The following is a 15639-nucleotide window of genomic DNA, read 5'->3' on the forward strand; positions in this document are numbered from 1 at the left end:
CAACGGAGAACCGCATGAAGCCGTCAGTCATTCTCTACAAAACGCTTCCCGACGACCTGCAACAGCGTCTGGAACAACACTTTACCGTCACCCAGGTGAAAAACCTGCGTCCGGAGACCGTTTCACAGCACGCCGACGCGTTCGCTGAAGCGGTAGGTCTGCTGGGTTCCAGCGAAAAAGTCGATACCGCGTTACTGGAGAAAATGCCCAAGCTTCGTGCGACCTCGACCATCTCCGTCGGCTATGACAACTTCGACGTCGATGCGCTGAATGCGCGTAAAGTGCTGCTGATGCACACCCCGACGGTACTGACCGAGACCGTCGCCGATACCGTGATGGCGCTGGTATTGAGCACCGCGCGTCGGGTGGTTGAGGTGGCTAACCGCGTGAAGGCCGGCGAGTGGACCAAAAGCATCGGTCCGGACTGGTTTGGCAACGATGTGCACCATAAAACCCTCGGTATCGTCGGGATGGGGCGTATCGGAATGGCGCTTGCCCAGCGCGCCCACGCGGGCTTTGGTATGCCGATCCTCTACAACGCCCGCCGCCAGCACCCTCAGGCAGAGGAGCGCTTTAACGCCCGCTACTGCGATCTCGATACCCTGCTGGAGGAAGCGGATTTTGTCTGTCTGATCCTGCCGCTGACCGACGAGACTCATCATCTGTTCGGCAAAGCGCAGTTTGCCAAAATGAAGTCCTCCGCCATCTTTATTAACGCCGGGCGCGGCCCGGTGGTGGATGAGAAAGCGCTGATTGCCGCACTGCAGGAAGGTGAAATTCATGCCGCCGGCCTCGACGTTTTCGAACAAGAGCCGCTGGCGAAAGACTCCCCGCTGCTGAATATGCCAAACGTGGTCGCCGTGCCGCATATTGGCTCAGCCACGCATGAAACCCGCTATAACATGGCGGCCTGCGCGGTGGATAATCTGATTGATGCCCTGAACGGCAACGTTGAGAAGAACTGCGTGAATCCGCAGGTGAAGTGAGAAGTGAAAAAAGAAAACCCGGGCTAAGGTGAAGCCTTGCCCGGGCTGTCAGAGCCGTTAACGCGTCGCGTTAACTGCCGCGGTCCACGCCTGATTAAAGGCCTGGTGCTGAGCGGCCAGCGGCCCAATCAGCGTATTGTACTGACTGGCCTGCTGCGAAGTCGGGAACTGAATACCGTTCGCCACGAAGCTGACCTGGGTTTCTTGCTGAGCGATAAAATCACCCACCTGCACCAGCTGTTGGGTAAATACCTGCGCTGCCGGAATTAACGGCTGTAGCGCATTCGCCGGCGCCGTCACGACTTTGTTATAGACCTGGTCGAAGACCGGCTTGAGATCGTCGCCCTGTTTCAGCGCGCCGTGGGCGGCATCCGCCTGTATTTTTGCGTTCTCCAGCTGCTGGCTCAGTACGCCCAAAGCGCCGTTTGCCTGACGCAGCGGCTCGCGTTGGGTAACATAATCCTGCGGTACGCGGATCGCGTTCACGCTATCAACCACCGGACGTAAACCCGCATCCATCGCCTGGCTTACCTGCTGTGAATAGCCGTAAATCACCGCGTAATCGGAAACGAAAGGCCCGAACTGTTTTTTCTGATCGGCGGTCAGCGTCGGCAGACGTTCGCCGCTACGCATTGCCGTATTTTGCAGGAAGTCGATAAACGCTTTGCGCTGATCGCCTTCTTTATCAAAACACCCACTCAGGCTAACCACCATTAACAGGGCCGCAATAGCCGCAAACCAGCGAGAGCAGGACTTTCCTGTCGCCATTTTTTTACTCCTTTCAGCCAAAAAAAGCGCAAACAGACACACACGTGCCAGACGCTGACAAGGATAGTCCAGGTCGGCCTTGCAGGATACCTTTTCCTGACAATCTTCCTCCCTGAAAGCCGGTTTTTTAGCGTTTTAGCGACCAGTCGCGTCGGCTGTTAAGTTCATCACAATTACCGCTATCATCCGGCATTCGGCTGAAACGCTTAACAAATTGATTTTGTTATTATTAATTTATTCTCTCTTCTGCACGGGTCGCAAAGTGGACGATAATCGCACGCTTCCCTTTTCGCCTGCATTGCCTGAACCGCCGTTCGATGATTTTATTAAATGAGCGATTAACGGCTTTTTGTTCGATAATCGCACAAACAACATCAACGACCGCGAGGGAGATAACAATAATCTATCTCTGTCCCCCGCTCTGCCTGCCAGGAATGCCGCATGAAGAAAACAACCATCGATATTCAGGCTTTTATCAATGAACATCCCTTCACGAAATACCAGTGGATGATTCTGGCCTTATGTTTTATCACCGTCGCGATGGACGGATTCGATACCGCGATAATCGGCTTTATCGCCTCTGACCTGGTGCAGGAATGGGGCGTCGAAAAATCGGCGTTAGGCCCGGTTATGAGCGCCGCCTTAGTCGGGCTCGCGGTCGGTGCGCTGACCGCCGGACCGCTCGCCGACCGCGTTGGGCGGAAAAAAGTTCTGATTATGTCCATCGTGGTTTTCGGTGGCTTCAGCCTGCTGACCGCCTTTGCTACCAGCCTTAACCAGCTGACGTTGCTGCGTTTTCTTACCGGCCTTGGCCTGGGCGCCGCCATGCCGAACGCCGCGACGCTGATGAGCGAATACGCCCCAGAGCGGCGTAGGGCGCTGATGGTTAACCTGATGTTCGTCGGCTTTCCGATGGGCTCCTCGCTGGGCGGCTTCCTCTCCGCCTGGATGATCCCCCATTACGGCTGGCAAAGCGTGCTGGTGCTTGGCGGCGTGATGCCGCTGCTGCTGGCGGTAGTGCTGATCTTTCTTCTGCCGGAATCCGCGCGCTATATGGTGGTCAAACGCCAGCCTGCCCAGCGTATCGCCGCGATCCTGCGCCGCATCGCGCCTGTTCCCGAGCAGGCGGAATTTGAACTACGCGAAGCGGGCCAGGTAAAGGAGAAATCGTCCATCGGCGTGATTTTCTCACCGCGCTACGCCGTCGGCACCGTCATGCTGTGCCTGACCTACTTTATGGGCCTGCTGATCTTCTATTTGCTGACCAGCTGGCTGCCGCTGCTCATCCGCGAAACCGGCGCGACGATGAGCCAGGCCTCTATTATCACCGCGCTGTTCCCGCTGGGTGGCGGGATTGGCGTGCTTATCCTCGGCGCGCTGATGGATAAGCTCAACCCAAACAAAGTGGTGGCCGTGGGCTGGCTGCTGACCGGCGTGTTCGTTTGTCTGGTTGGTTTCTCGACCCATAACCTGCTGCTGATGGGGATAATGGTATTTATCGCCGGCAGCATTATGAACGGCGCGCAATCATCAATGCCTGCGCTGGCCGCCGGTTTCTATCCCACCCAGGGACGCGCGACCGGCGTGGCCTGGATGTTAGGGATTGGTCGATTTGGTGGCATTCTCGGCGCCTTTAGCGGTGCGTTCCTGATGCAGGCCCAGCTCTCTTTCGAAACAATTTTCTCCTTGCTGGCAATCCCGGCCTTCCTGTCGGCCACCGCGCTGCTGGTCAAATATAAGCTTGGCCAACGGCAACCTCCGGCGGCCCAGGGTGAAGTGGAGAAGCTCCAAAAGGCGTAACTCACCGGCCAGCGGGCGCGCGCTGGCCTTTTCCGCTTTTCTTCTTATCTGTTTACAATAATTTGCTTATCGGCTCTCTCTATTACTTTTCAGCATGTTATATCGTCCGACGCGGCGCGAAAGAACCTCGGGTGATAAATAATTACCAGGGTAAGCATTCCTGGCCTTTTTTTCCGACTATTCTTAAGAGGCTCTACATAATTCACCCTCCGCCGTATGAAAGAGAGGAGTTCTCAATGGAATATAAAGATCCTGCATTTGAACTGCTGAGCAACCTTGAACAAATTATTTTTAAAGATCAGGCTCAGGCGGCCTCGCTGACGCGTAAGCCCGCCGCATGCATTGAATTTGACCAGCTACGCAAAGGTACCGGGCTGAAAATAGATGATTTTGCCAACGCCATGGGCGTCAGCGTAGCAATGGTACAAGAGTGGGAATCGAGACGCGTAAGGCCTTCTCCCACAGAGCTTAAGCTGATGCGCCTGATCCAGGCGAATCCGCAGCTTTCAAGACAGCTTATTGATTCATAATTTTAGCGTTTATGGGTTTCGGCTAGCGGTCCTGCCAAAGGACCGTTTTCATGCCAACGAAAAAAAAGTTTGCTATCACAACGTGAACATGCGTTAATGCTCGCAGGTTTGAAGTAAAGACCACAGAGCATTCGAATAGAGCAGTCCTTCAAAGGTTATCCGTTGATACCCCGGTAGTGAACTTTCCCTTTATCGCTTTAAATCTGTAGTCCAGACCGTAACGCCGCAAGGCTCATTTATTTTTTTAAAGGTAATTCACTATGTCCGGTAAAATGACTGGTATCGTAAAATGGTTCAACGCTGACAAAGGCTTTGGCTTCATCACTCCTGACGATGGTTCTAAAGACGTGTTCGTACACTTCTCTGCTATCCAGAACGAAGGCTACAAATCTCTGGACGAAGGTCAGAAAGTTTCCTTCACCATCGAAAGCGGCGCTAAAGGCCCGGCAGCTGGCAACGTAACCAGCCTGTAAGCTTAAAAAGCTCAAAATTATTAAGTCCCTGCCAAACGGCGGGGATTTTTTTATTTGCGCCTTAAGTCACCGCCATCCATCGATGGCGGTTTTTTGCATTTATAGCCTCTCAACGCTCCAGCCCTCTTCCCGCCATGCCAGGCAATGGGTCAGCTTCAGCGCCCGTAAAAAAGCTTCATCATGCGACACCACCAGCATCGCGCCGGGAAACTGTGCCAGCGCTTTTTCAATCGCCAGAGTGGACGCCAGGTCCAGATGGTTAGTGGGCTCATCCAACAGCAGCAGCTGCGTAGCCTCCCGTCGCCAGAGCACGCAGGCCAGCGCCGCTTTTAATCTTTCGCCTCCGCTCAGAACCGATAGCGGTAGATGGACTTTGTCCGCCCCCAGCTGTAGCTGCGCCAGCTGGCTGCGCAGCACACCTTCTTCTAAGGGCGTATCACCGAGATTCAGGTGCGCCATGATGGACAATGACAGGTCCAGCTGGCTCAGATGCTGATCCAGATACGCCGCGTTGACCGATAAGCGGCAGCTTCCTGAGAGCGGCGGCTGCAGGCCCAGCAGCGTTTTAAGCAACGTTGTTTTACCGCAGCCGTTAGGGCCGCGCAGCGCCACGCGCATCGGCCCATCTATACGCCAGTCCAGCGCTGCCATCGGTGAATGGGTCAGCCGCAACGCGTCCAGCTCCAGCACCTGCTTTCCCGCAGCGACCTGGCTACCGGGCAGAGTAAACATCACCGGGTTGTCTTCCTCTACCCGCTCACGCGCCTGCTCTATCGCATCGTTGAGGATGCTGCTTTGTTCACGATGCTGGCGCTTAAGGGTGCCGGGACGCTCTTTTGCCGCCCCTTTCCAGGCAACACGCTCAAATGAAGCGATATTGAGCGTGTCGATAGTGCGCAATGTCTGCGCCGAGCGGCGCCGGCAGGCATCGTGCTCTTTTTGCATCCGCGCCCGGGTTCGTCGCCTTTCAGTAACCGCATGCTCCAGCGCGGCGCGAGCCGCCTGCTGCTCCAGCTCACGCTGCTGCTGATAATCCACATAATTGCCGCCGTAGCTGCGCAAAGCCGCGGATGCCAGCTCGAGGATGCGCGGCATTTGGGTCAGTAGCTCCCGATCGTGGCTGGCGATCAACGCCCCTCCGCGCCATTGCTCAAGCTGCTGATATAGCCACGCGCGGCCTTGTCGGTCGAGATGGTTGGTGGGTTCGTCAAGCAGGAGGAAATCCGCGTCGGACAGGAACGCTCCGCACAGCTGCGCCTTCACTCTTTCCCCGCCGCTCAGCGAAGAGGCGAGCCGTCCGGGGGAAAATTCTCCTAAGCCAGCGGCCTGGAATCCTGCATTCAGGCGCTCCGGGAGATCCCAAAAGCCATCAAGATGTTCAAGATCGTCGGCTCGCCCTTCGCCCCGTTCAAGACGAGCCAGAGCAGAAAAAACGAATTCGACACCAAGCCATTCCGCCAGCGTCGTATCAGGAAACATGACATGCTGCTGAGCAACGTAGCTCACCGAAGCCACACGTTCGATATGGCCGCTCGACGGCGAGTCCAGGCCCGCCAGCAAACGCAATAATCGGGTTTTACCGACGCCATTGCGCCCGACAAGCCCGCAGAGGGTGCCTTCCAGCGATAAATTCAGCGGACCAAAAAGCGTATCTCCCGTCGCTAACTGACAGGTGACCTGATGCAAAAGAAAAGAGGGGGACCGGGCACAATGAGCCATAAGCACTCCTGAATGAAATCAATACCTCCCCTGCTCGCAAATAGCGCGAAGCAAGGCGTGAAATTCATCAGTCGTGTTTGTTCATTTGGCGCGTGCTCTCCGGTGAGACGAGGGATTCGTCGGGCCATAGGATAGCCATACCCCGGTATACATTTCAAGCCTGTTTTTTCGACAGGCCGTGAATCCGGAAAAAAAGCCTCCTGGTTTCAGGAGGCGAAATAATGATTTCATGAAAAAAACAGGGTGCTATAAGAATGCTTAACGCCGTAAGAATGGCGGAGATCGCTCTCCGCCACCGTCTCTTACGTTTTAATCCCACAGGCTAAGAACGCCACCAGCTCAATATTCCCCTGCCTGAGCTGTAATTCACACAGCGAATCACGCACCATCCAGGTAAATAATAAAATAGTGAAGCAAATCACTATTAAGCTAAACAACAGATACTTTTGCGGCATTCCTCGCCTCCCGTGTTGATTTTCAACAGGTAAGAGGCTACTCTTATGGTGTTCATGCATAGGGGAGCCTCACTTTGATTTATCATCAGGTGGGGCTTTTCTCTGTTTGTCTCCCGCTGAACGCCTGAGACAAACAGTCTCAAGCACCCGTCAGCATTCTACCGTAAATATCTGACCAGACTACGTTGGCATATTCCTAAAATAATTCCCGGCAATCAATGAAAATAACGAAAATATCAATCAGCGAATTATTAATGGTTCGCTTACTTATATTTTTAGTATAAAAAAACCTGCCCGCAGGCAGGTTTTTTATTATTACCCATTCACTTACTGCAGCAGAGAAATATCCGCTACCTGCAGGAACAGATCGCGCAGCTTGGACAGCAGCGTCAGTCGGTTTACGCGCACATCCTGGTCTTCTGCGTTCACCATCACGTTCTCGAAGAACTCATCCACCGGCTCGCGCAGGGACGCCAGCTCAATCAGCGCATCCTGGTAACGCCCTTCGGCGAAGTACGGCTGCAGCTTATCGCGCAGCACGACTAAATTGCCTGCCAGCTTGATTTCAGCCGCTTCTTTCAGTACGGAGGCGTGAACGATATCGTTCAGCGTCACGTCTGATTTCGCCAGAATGTTGGATACACGCTTGTTCGCCGCCGCCAGGGCGGAGGACTCTTCGAGGGTACGGAAGTGGGAAACCGCCTTCATACGCGCATCGAAGTCTGCCGGACGGGTTGGACGACGCGCCAGTACCGCCTGAATCGTGTCGACGGTATAGCCTTCATCCTGATACCAGGCGCGGAAGCGTCCCAGCATGAAGTCGATAACATCGTCAACCACGTTGCCATTCGTCAGCTTGTCGCCGTACAGACGCACCGCTTCTTCAGTCAGCGTTTGCAGATCCAGATTCAGGTTCTTCTCAACGATGATACGCAGCACGCCCAGCGCGGCACGACGCAGCGCAAACGGGTCTTTATCGCCTTTCGGGTGCTGGCCGATACCGAAGATACCCGCCAGGGTGTCCATCTTATCGGCAATCGCCACGGCGCAGGCCACCGGGTTAGACGGCAGGTCATCGCCGGCAAAGCGCGGCTGATACTGCTCGTTCAGGGCAACGGCAACGTCTTCCGCTTCGCCATCATGGCGCGCGTAGTGCATCCCCATCACGCCCTGCGTGTCGGTGAACTCGAAGACCATGTTGGTCATCAGATCGCACTTGGAGAGCAGGCCCGCGCGGGTAGCATGATTGACGTCCGCGCCAATCTGCTCAGCGATCCAGCCGGCCAGCGCCTGAATACGATCGGTCTTATCGCGCAGCGTACCCAGCTGCTGCTGGAACAGCACGGTTTGCAGACGCGGAAGGTTATCTTCCAGACGTTTTTTACGGTCGGTATTGAAGAAGAACTCAGCGTCCGCCAGACGCGGACGCACCACTTTTTCGTTACCGGAAATAATCTGGGTCGGATCTTTCGATTCGATGTTGGCGACGAAGATAAAATTCGGCAGCAGCTTGCCCGCGTTGTCGTAAACCGGGAAGTACTTCTGGTCCCCTTTCATGGTGTAAACCAGCGCTTCGGCAGGCACCGCAAGGAATTTTTCTTCGAACTTCGCGGTGAGGACCACCGGCCATTCAACCAGTGAAGTCACCTCTTCCAGCAGGCTTTCGCTCAGATCGGCGTTGCCGCCAATTTTACGCGCCGCTTCTTCCGCATCGGCTTTAATTTTGGCTTTACGCTGTTCGTAATCGGCGATGACTTTACCGCGCTCCAGCAGGATCTGCGGATACTGATCGGCATTGTCGATAGTGAACTCCGCCTCACCCATAAAGCGGTGGCCGCGAATAACGCGATCGGACTGCACGCCCAGAATGGTGGCCGGGATCACTTTGTCGCCCAGCAGCAGGGTCACGGTATGAACCGGACGCACGAAGTGGACGTCGGACGCGCCCCAACGCATCAGTTTCGGGATCGGCAGCTTCGCCAGCGAGGTCGCGATCATGTTCGGCAGCAGCGCTTCGGTGCTCTCGCCTTTCACGTGGGCACGATACAGCAGCCATTCGCCTTTATCGGTCGTCAGACGTTCAGCCTGATCGACGGTGATACCGCAGCCGCGCGCCCAGCCTTCGGCCGCTTTGCTCGGGTGGCCGCTGGCGTCAAACGCCTGGGCAATCGCCGGGCCGCGTTTTTCAACTTCACGGTCTGCCTGCGCAGCCGCCAGATTCGCCACTTTCAGCGCCAGACGGCGCGGTGCGGCAAACCATTCAACTTTACCGTGCGCGAGGCCAGCGTTATCCAGCTCTGCGGTCACGTTCGCAGCAAAGGATTCAGCCAGGCTGCGCAGTGCTTTTGGTGGCAGCTCTTCAGTGCCGATTTCCACCAGGAAAGTTTTCTCAGACATGGCCGCCTCTTATTTATTCTTGTTGCACATCGGGAAGCCCAGGGCTTCACGGGAAGCATAGTAAGCTTCAGCCACTGCTTTGGTCAGGGTGCGAATGCGCAGGATATAGCGCTGACGCTCGGTGACGGAGATGGCTTTACGCGCGTCCAGCAGGTTAAAGCTATGGGCGGCTTTCAGAATGCGCTCGTAGGCAGGCAGCGGCAGCGGGTTTTCCAGCGCCAGCAGCTGCTGGGCTTCTTTCTCATACTGCTCGAAGCAGGAGAACAGGAAGTCCACGTCGGCATATTCGAAGTTATAGGTGGATTGCTCCACTTCGTTCTGATGGAACACGTCGCCGTAGGTCGTTTTACCCAGCGGGCCATCGCTCCAGACCAGATCGTAAACGCTGTCGACACCCTGGATATACATCGCCAGACGTTCCAGACCGTAGGTGATCTCGCCGGTGACCGGCTTACACTCCAGACCGCCAACCTGCTGGAAGTAGGTGAACTGCGTGACTTCCATACCGTTCAGCCACACTTCCCAACCCAGACCCCAGGCGCCCAGCGTCGGGTTTTCCCAGTTGTCTTCGACGAAGCGAATGTCGTGGATGGTCGGATCCATACCCAGCTCTTTCAGAGACCCAAGGTACAGCTCCTGGATATTATCCGGAGAGGGTTTTATCACCACCTGGAACTGATAGTAGTGCTGTAAACGGTTCGGGTTTTCACCGTAGCGACCATCGGTCGGACGGCGGGAAGGCTGCACGTAGGCGGTCGCCATCGGCTCGGGACCCAATGCGCGTAAGCAGGTCATCGGGTGAGAGGTGCCTGCGCCGACTTCCATGTCCAGTGGTTGAACAATGGTGCAGCCCTGGCGAGCCCAGTAATCCTGTAAGGTCAGGATCAGGCCCTGGAAGGTCCTGGTATCAAACTTTTGCATATGATTTCGTGCTGGATACGTGTGGATTTAAAGGAAGGAGCCAGTATACCCGCTGGCTGCGAGATATACAGTATGAAACGGGATTGTTTAGGGAAAATTGCGGAAATAAGCGCCACCGTGGGCGCGTTTAGCGCATGGAAAGATGCAAAAACTGTCCGTCCGGGTCAAAAGAACAGATAAAACGTTCATTCCGCGCAGTCTTGCCCGAAAGCTCGTAGCTCCCCTGAAACTGCTCGAAATGGCTGATGTCAACCTGGCGCACGCCTGTACTATAACGAACGGCGGCATTATCCTTGCAAAGCTGCGCCATATTGAGGGTAGCCTGCGGCGTTATCCGTGCTTTCTGCGCCTTCTGCACTGGCGGAGACGGCGTCGCGCTACAGCCCGCCAGCAGGCACAGCAGTAGTCCAGAAAACACATATTTCATCACCATTTTTTCTCGACCGCCTTGTTAGTAAATTGTTATCGTGCAGGTTACGTTAAATAATCGGCACATTGTGCGAATTGGGCCACACCTCGACAAGTCTATGCCGAAAAACTCGGATTATTCCACTGCGATACCAGCGTATAAGGGCGGTCAGACCCTTTCTGAGAAGGAGAAACAGAGGCACTGATGCAGGAAAAAATTCACTGGATTACCCATTTGCGCGGCATTGCCTGCATGATGGTGGTCATGATTCATAGTACCACCTGGTATATCACGCATCCGCACACCATCAGCCTGCTGGAGTGGGATCTCGCCAATATCCTCAACTCGGCATCTCGCGTCAGCGTCCCCCTGTTTTTCATGATTTCAGGCTATCTGTTTTTCGGCGAGCGCAGCGCCCAGCCCCGCCATTTTCGGCGTATCGCGCTGTGCATTCTCTTTTATAGTGCGCTGTCGCTGCTCTATATCACCTTGTTTACCCACATCAACGTTGAACTGTCGCTGAGAAATTTGCTGCAGAAACCGGTGTTCTACCATCTGTGGTTCTTCTTCGCTATCGTGGTCATTTACCTGCTTTCTCCGCTGGTGCAGGTTAAGCAGGTGAGCGGCAGGATGCTGCTGGCGCTGATGCTGGTGCTGGGTATTCTGGCAAACCCCAATATGGTCCCGGTGAAAGCCGCAGGCGTTGAATGGCTGCCGCTCAATCTCTATATCAACGGCGATACGTTCTACTACGTGATGTACGGCGTATTAGGGCGGGCAATCGGCACGCTGGATACCGATAAAAAATGGCTGACTGCGCTCTGCGCTGGGCTATTCATCACGGGAGTATGGGTAATATCACGCGGCACGCTGCACGAACTGCGCTGGCGCGGCGATTTTGGTGATACCTGGTATTTATACTGCGGCCCCGCGGTTTTTGTCTGCGCGCTCGCCCTGCTGACGCTGGTAAAAAATACGCTCAATACGCGTCAGCTGCCGTTTATTGCGCTTATTGCGCGCCATTCGTTAGGCATTTACGGATTTCATGCGCTGATTATTCACGCGCTGCGCGCCAGCGGACTGGAGCTGACCCGCTGGCCAATGTTGGATATTGCCTGGATATTCAGCGCTGCGCTGCTGGGTAGCCTGGCGCTATCAATGTTGGTACAGCGCATTGACAGCCGACGACTGGTGAGCTGAAAAACGGCGCCTGCGGTTCAACGCCGGCGCCGTCGTTTACTCAGCGGGCTCTTCCGTGACTGCGCCGACCTCGCTTAGAGAAGAACGATCCCAGACATCACGTATATTCTTCTGCACCGCCACGGCGCCGAAAAGGCTTAAAAAGAACGCCAGGCCATAAAAGCCTTTCTCACTGAGCATCAGCGTTGCGTTCCACAATCCCACCGCCAGCAGACCCACAGCAATCGCAAAGGCGATCAGGCAGGACAAGTAATACATCGTAGTGGTTGGGATCTTTTCGTATTTATCACGCACCGTCTTTTGATAAGAGGCGGCGGAAAAAAGCCCCAGAATCAGTACGGCAAAATAGTAGCCCTTTTCATTGAGCTCCATCTGCGCATTCCACAGGCCAATCAGATACGTCAGGATGCCGCCAACCAGCGCAATCCATGAGATCAGATGAAACGCGGGTGAATATGTCGTCGCTTTCGTTTCCATTTGTAACTACCTCTCTTCGCTGTCCGCTGACAGCTTATTCCACTGAGTTATTGCGAGCTTTATCCGTGACTTTAGCGGGATAAGGCGTTGCCGACGCACCGTACATACAGACAAACCACGCCATCACGTAAATACTTTTTTCACGCCACGGAGCCGGGACAAACCAGGCGCCGACCAGCAGCAATCCCGCCGACAACAGCACCACCAGCCGGCACAGCGAGATAAAATCGCCGTCTCGCTGTGCTTCCTGCGCCGTTCGCTGATGCGTGAGCACAGCAAACATCCCCATGACCAGAACGCCCAGAAAATAGCCTTTACCGCTAAATAATGGGCAGGTTCGCCAGATTCCCACCAGATAAACCAGTGCGCCAATAGACATCAACAGCCTTGCAATAAGATTGTTTTTCATGGTGCCTCCCTGGCATAAGACAGGCCCCATTGTGGACTGGCAGGATGCGTTTATCCGTACTTTTCGTCCCTGAAACGACAAATTCGGAATATATAAATACACTCGATAACTACATGAATTTAAAAACATTCAAGAGATGAATTCGCCCCATCGACAGGGGCGAAAGAATCAGGACATCAGCGGTAAAAGCTGCTGATAAATCTGGCGGAAGGTTTCCCGGCGAGGGGCGTAACGAGCAAAGCGCTCGGCATCAGGACGATGAGCCTGTTCCAGCGGGAGCTGAGGAAGTAGATCGGAAAACGCGATATTTTGATGCAACGCCAGCTGGGCCAGCCGCGCCGCGCCAAGCGCCGGGCCGACGTCACCGCCGGTGCGGAAATCCAGCTGCTGGCCGCTAATATCCGCCAGCATTTGCCGCCAGTAGGCGCTGCGCGCGCCGCCGCCGATAAGCGTGACGCTCTCGGGCTTCACGCCGCAGGCGTGAACCACATCCATACCGTCCGCCAGCGCATAACCGACGCCCTCCAGCACCGCCCGCGCCAGTTCCGCCGGACCATGTTGATGAGTCAGGCCGAAAAAGACGCCTTTGGCCTGCGGATTATTGTGCGGCGTACGTTCACCGGAGAGGTAGGGCAGGAACCAGACCGGATCGGCATCGTCGTTCGCCGCTTCCGCCGCCGCAATCAGCGCCGGAACCGTGCCGAGGCCGGTTAATGTCGCCGCCCAATCGAGGCAGGAAGCTGCGCTCAGCATGACCGACATCAGATGCCAGCGCCCGGGCAGCGCGTGGCAGAAACTGTGTACGGCGCTTTCCGGCTTGCTAAGAAAGCCGTCGCTGACGGCAAAGTAGACGCCGGAGGTCCCCAGCGACAGCATCGCCTGGCCCGCATCCGCCATGCCAACACCCACCGCCCCCGCCGCGTTGTCGCCGCCGCCGGCTACCACCAGCGCTTCCGGCATATTCCACGACTGCGCGACGGCCGGGCGCAGCGAACCCGTCACTTCACATCCTTCGAACAGCGCCGGCATGTTATCGCGGCTCAGACCGCAGGCGGCGAGCATCTCATCGCTCCAGTCGCGGCGCGCCACGTCCATCCACATCGTTCCGGCGGCATCGGACATATCGCTGGCAAACTCACCGGTCATGCGCAAACGTAAATAATCTTTTGGCAGCAGGACTTTATCGACCTGTTTGAAGATCTCAGGCTCGTGACGTTGTACCCACAGCAGCTTCGGCGCGGTAAATCCCGGCATCATCAGGTTGCCGGTTATCTGCCGCGAACGGCTGACGTTCGCTTCCAGCAGCGCGCACTCTTCACCGCAGCGGCCATCATTCCATAAAATCGCCGGGCGCAGGACGCGCTGTTGCTTATCCAGCAGCGTCGCGCCGTGCATCTGGCCCGCAATACCTAACGCTTTGACTTCGCGCAGCGAGTGCTGCGCGCCCAGCGCTTTCATCGCGCGGTCCGTCGCCAGCCACCAGTGCTCAGGATCTTGTTCAGACCATAAAGGGTGCGGACGCGACACGTTGAGCTTTTCGGTATGCGAAGCCACGACCTCGCCCTGCTCGTTGAGCAGAATAGCCTTGACGCCCGAGGTGCCCAGATCAATCCCGATATACATACAGCCTCTCCTTACTGACGCGCCACGGCTAAGCGTGGCGCGAATAAAGCATCGGTTATCGTCAATGCCCGGGCTCGCCGGGCATCATCGCCCTCATTAGCGATCAAAGAGGTAACGGTTAACCACGTTTTCCAGCAGTTCCTGATGGCCGCTCTGGTGCTCCGGCGCCAGGTTATGCTGAGTGGCATACTGGGCAATGTCCGCCAGGTTCATCTGGCCTTTCAGGATCTGCTGACCCAGCTCGCCGTTCCAGCCGGCATAGCGCCTGGCGACGCGTTTATCCAGCTCGCCGTCTTCAATCATACGAGCAGCGACTTTTAACGCCAGCGCCATGGTGTCCATCGCGCCAATGTGGCCGTAGAACAGGTCGTATTTGTCGGTGCTCTGACGACGCACTTTAGCATCAAAGTTCAGGCCGCCGGTGGTGAAGCCGCCCGCTTTCAGGATTTCGTACATCACCAGCGCATTCTCTTCAACGCTGTTCGGGAACTGGTCGGTATCCCAGCCCAGCTGCGGGTCGCCGCGGTTAGCATCAACGGAACCAAACAGGCCCAGAGCAATGGCGGTCGCAATTTCGTGGTGGAAAGTGTGGCCGGCCAGCGTCGCGTGGTTCGCTTCGATGTTCAGTTTGATCTCTTTTTCCAGGCCGAACTGTTTCAGGAAGCCATAGACGGTAGACGCGTCGTAATCGTACTGATGCTTGGTTGGCTCCTGCGGTTTAGGTTCAATCAGCAGCGTGCCCTGGAAGCCGATTTTATGTTTATGCTCCACGACCAGCTGCATAAAGCGGCCAATCTGCTCGCGCTCCTGGCGCAGGTCGGTATTGAGCAGAGTTTCATAGCCTTCGCGGCCGCCCCACAGGACGTAGTTTTCCCCGCCGAGTTTGTGGGTCGCATCCATCGCGGTCACCACCTGAGTGGCCGCCCAGCTGAACACTTCCGGATCCGGGTTGGTTGCCGCACCGGCACCGTAACGCGGGTTCGTAAAGCAGTTTGCCGTACCCCACAGCAGCTTGACGCCACTCTGCTGCTGTTTTTCCGCCAGCACATCCACCATCTGCGCGAAGTTATTGGCATACTCTTTCAACGACGCCCCTTCCGGAGAAACGTCAACGTCGTGGAAGCAGTAGTACGGTACGTTCAGTTTGTGGAAAAACTCAAACGCGACATCGGCTTTGCGTTTCGCCATTTCCAGCGCTTCGCCCGGCTGCTGCCACGGGCGGTTAAAGGAGCCCACGCCGAACATATCAGCGCCGTTCCAGCAGAAGGTGTGCCAGTAGCAGGCCGCAAAGCGCAGGTGTTCTTCCATCCGTTTGCCCAGGACCAGCTCATCCGGATTGTAATGACGGAAAGCCAGTGGGTTAGCGGATTTCGGGCCTTCATAACGAACGCGATCGAGCTGATCAAAATAGGTCTGCATAATGAACTCCATATTCAGGGATGCGGCGAGTAATAAGTCATAAGCCAATATAG

At 55.8% G+C, this 15639-nt stretch carries 15 protein-coding genes; 5 read left to right on the plus strand and 10 right to left on the minus strand.

Annotation, left to right across the window (positions count from 1 at the left end; all coding sequences use genetic code 11):
* Positions 1-14: 14 nt before the first annotated feature.
* Complete coding sequence (gene ghrB / locus MKleb_RS26475) at positions 15-986, plus strand: glyoxylate/hydroxypyruvate reductase GhrB (protein ID WP_025106791.1); 972 nt, start codon at positions 15-17, stop codon at positions 984-986.
* A 57-nt stretch (positions 987-1043) separates the two neighbouring features.
* Here the strand turns inward: ghrB and MKleb_RS26480 are convergent, their stop codons facing one another.
* Positions 1044-1754 carry a DUF3053 domain-containing protein gene (locus tag MKleb_RS26480; RefSeq protein WP_004126443.1) on the minus strand — a complete coding sequence of 237 codons (711 nt, stop codon included), beginning with the start codon at positions 1752-1754 and terminating at the stop codon, positions 1044-1046.
* Positions 1755-2195: 441 nt separating this feature from the next.
* Here MKleb_RS26480 and MKleb_RS26485 point away from each other — a divergent pair, with 441 nt between their 5' ends.
* The 3 genes from MKleb_RS26485 (at position 2196) to cspA (ending at position 4557) form a co-directional block, all read left to right on the plus strand.
* The gene (locus tag MKleb_RS26485) at positions 2196-3554 is read left to right on the plus strand and encodes an MFS transporter (RefSeq protein WP_004855352.1); all 1359 of its coding nucleotides are present in this window, start codon (positions 2196-2198) and stop codon (positions 3552-3554) included.
* A 236-nt stretch (positions 3555-3790) separates the two neighbouring features.
* The gene (locus tag MKleb_RS26490; RefSeq protein WP_004106774.1) at positions 3791-4084 is read left to right on the plus strand and encodes an HTH-type transcriptional regulator; all 294 of its coding nucleotides are present in this window, start codon (positions 3791-3793) and stop codon (positions 4082-4084) included.
* A 260-nt stretch (positions 4085-4344) separates the two neighbouring features.
* Positions 4345-4557 carry a transcription antiterminator/RNA stability regulator CspE gene (gene cspA / locus MKleb_RS26495; protein WP_004126446.1) on the plus strand — a complete coding sequence of 71 codons (213 nt, stop codon included), beginning with the start codon at positions 4345-4347 and terminating at the stop codon, positions 4555-4557.
* Between the two features lie 99 nt (positions 4558-4656).
* Here the strand turns inward: cspA and MKleb_RS26500 are convergent, their stop codons facing one another.
* The 5 genes from MKleb_RS26500 to MKleb_RS26520 all read right to left on the minus strand — a co-directional run bounded on the left by MKleb_RS26500 (position 4657) and on the right by MKleb_RS26520 (position 10482).
* Positions 4657-6276 (minus strand): ATP-binding cassette domain-containing protein, encoded by a 1620-nt coding sequence (locus MKleb_RS26500; protein ID WP_025106789.1) that lies wholly within the window; start codon positions 6274-6276, stop codon positions 4657-4659.
* Positions 6277-6578: 302 nt separating this feature from the next.
* Positions 6579-6731: a type I toxin-antitoxin system toxin HokA gene (gene hokA, locus MKleb_RS26505; RefSeq protein WP_004106778.1), complete on the minus strand. Its 153-nt coding sequence runs from the start codon at positions 6729-6731 to the stop codon at positions 6579-6581.
* A 327-nt stretch (positions 6732-7058) separates the two neighbouring features.
* Positions 7059-9128 carry a glycine--tRNA ligase subunit beta gene (gene glyS / locus MKleb_RS26510; protein WP_025106788.1) on the minus strand — a complete coding sequence of 690 codons (2070 nt, stop codon included), beginning with the start codon at positions 9126-9128 and terminating at the stop codon, positions 7059-7061.
* Positions 9129-9137: 9 nt separating this feature from the next.
* Complete coding sequence (gene glyQ, locus MKleb_RS26515) at positions 9138-10049, minus strand: glycine--tRNA ligase subunit alpha (RefSeq protein WP_004126458.1); 912 nt, start codon at positions 10047-10049, stop codon at positions 9138-9140.
* Between the two features lie 127 nt (positions 10050-10176).
* Positions 10177-10482, minus strand: a complete 306-nt coding sequence (locus tag MKleb_RS26520; protein WP_014227200.1) for a YsaB family lipoprotein — start codon at positions 10480-10482, stop codon at positions 10177-10179.
* Between the two features lie 180 nt (positions 10483-10662).
* Here MKleb_RS26520 and MKleb_RS26525 point away from each other — a divergent pair, with 180 nt between their 5' ends.
* Positions 10663-11658, plus strand: coding sequence for an acyltransferase (locus tag MKleb_RS26525; RefSeq protein ID WP_025106787.1), 996 nt, complete (start codon positions 10663-10665; stop codon positions 11656-11658).
* Between the two features lie 36 nt (positions 11659-11694).
* On the opposite strand, the gene yiaA is transcribed toward MKleb_RS26525, so the two are convergent.
* The 4 genes from yiaA to xylA form a co-directional block, all read right to left on the minus strand.
* Complete coding sequence (yiaA, locus tag MKleb_RS26530; protein ID WP_025106786.1) at positions 11695-12135, minus strand: inner membrane protein YiaA; 441 nt, start codon at positions 12133-12135, stop codon at positions 11695-11697.
* 34 nt (positions 12136-12169) lie between these two features.
* Positions 12170-12544, minus strand: coding sequence for an inner membrane protein YiaB (gene yiaB / locus MKleb_RS26535; RefSeq protein ID WP_025106785.1), 375 nt, complete (start codon positions 12542-12544; stop codon positions 12170-12172).
* Between the two features lie 168 nt (positions 12545-12712).
* Positions 12713-14167, minus strand: a complete 1455-nt coding sequence (gene xylB, locus MKleb_RS26540; protein WP_025106784.1) for a xylulokinase — start codon at positions 14165-14167, stop codon at positions 12713-12715.
* A 96-nt stretch (positions 14168-14263) separates the two neighbouring features.
* A complete protein-coding gene (xylA, locus tag MKleb_RS26545) occupies positions 14264-15586 on the minus strand; it encodes a xylose isomerase (protein WP_025106783.1) in 1323 nt (440 codons plus the stop codon).
* Positions 15587-15639 lie beyond the last annotated feature (53 nt).

The sequence above is a fragment of the Klebsiella sp. PL-2018 genome, assembly GCF_019048985.1.
Classification (GTDB): domain Bacteria; phylum Pseudomonadota; class Gammaproteobacteria; order Enterobacterales; family Enterobacteriaceae; genus Klebsiella; species Klebsiella michiganensis.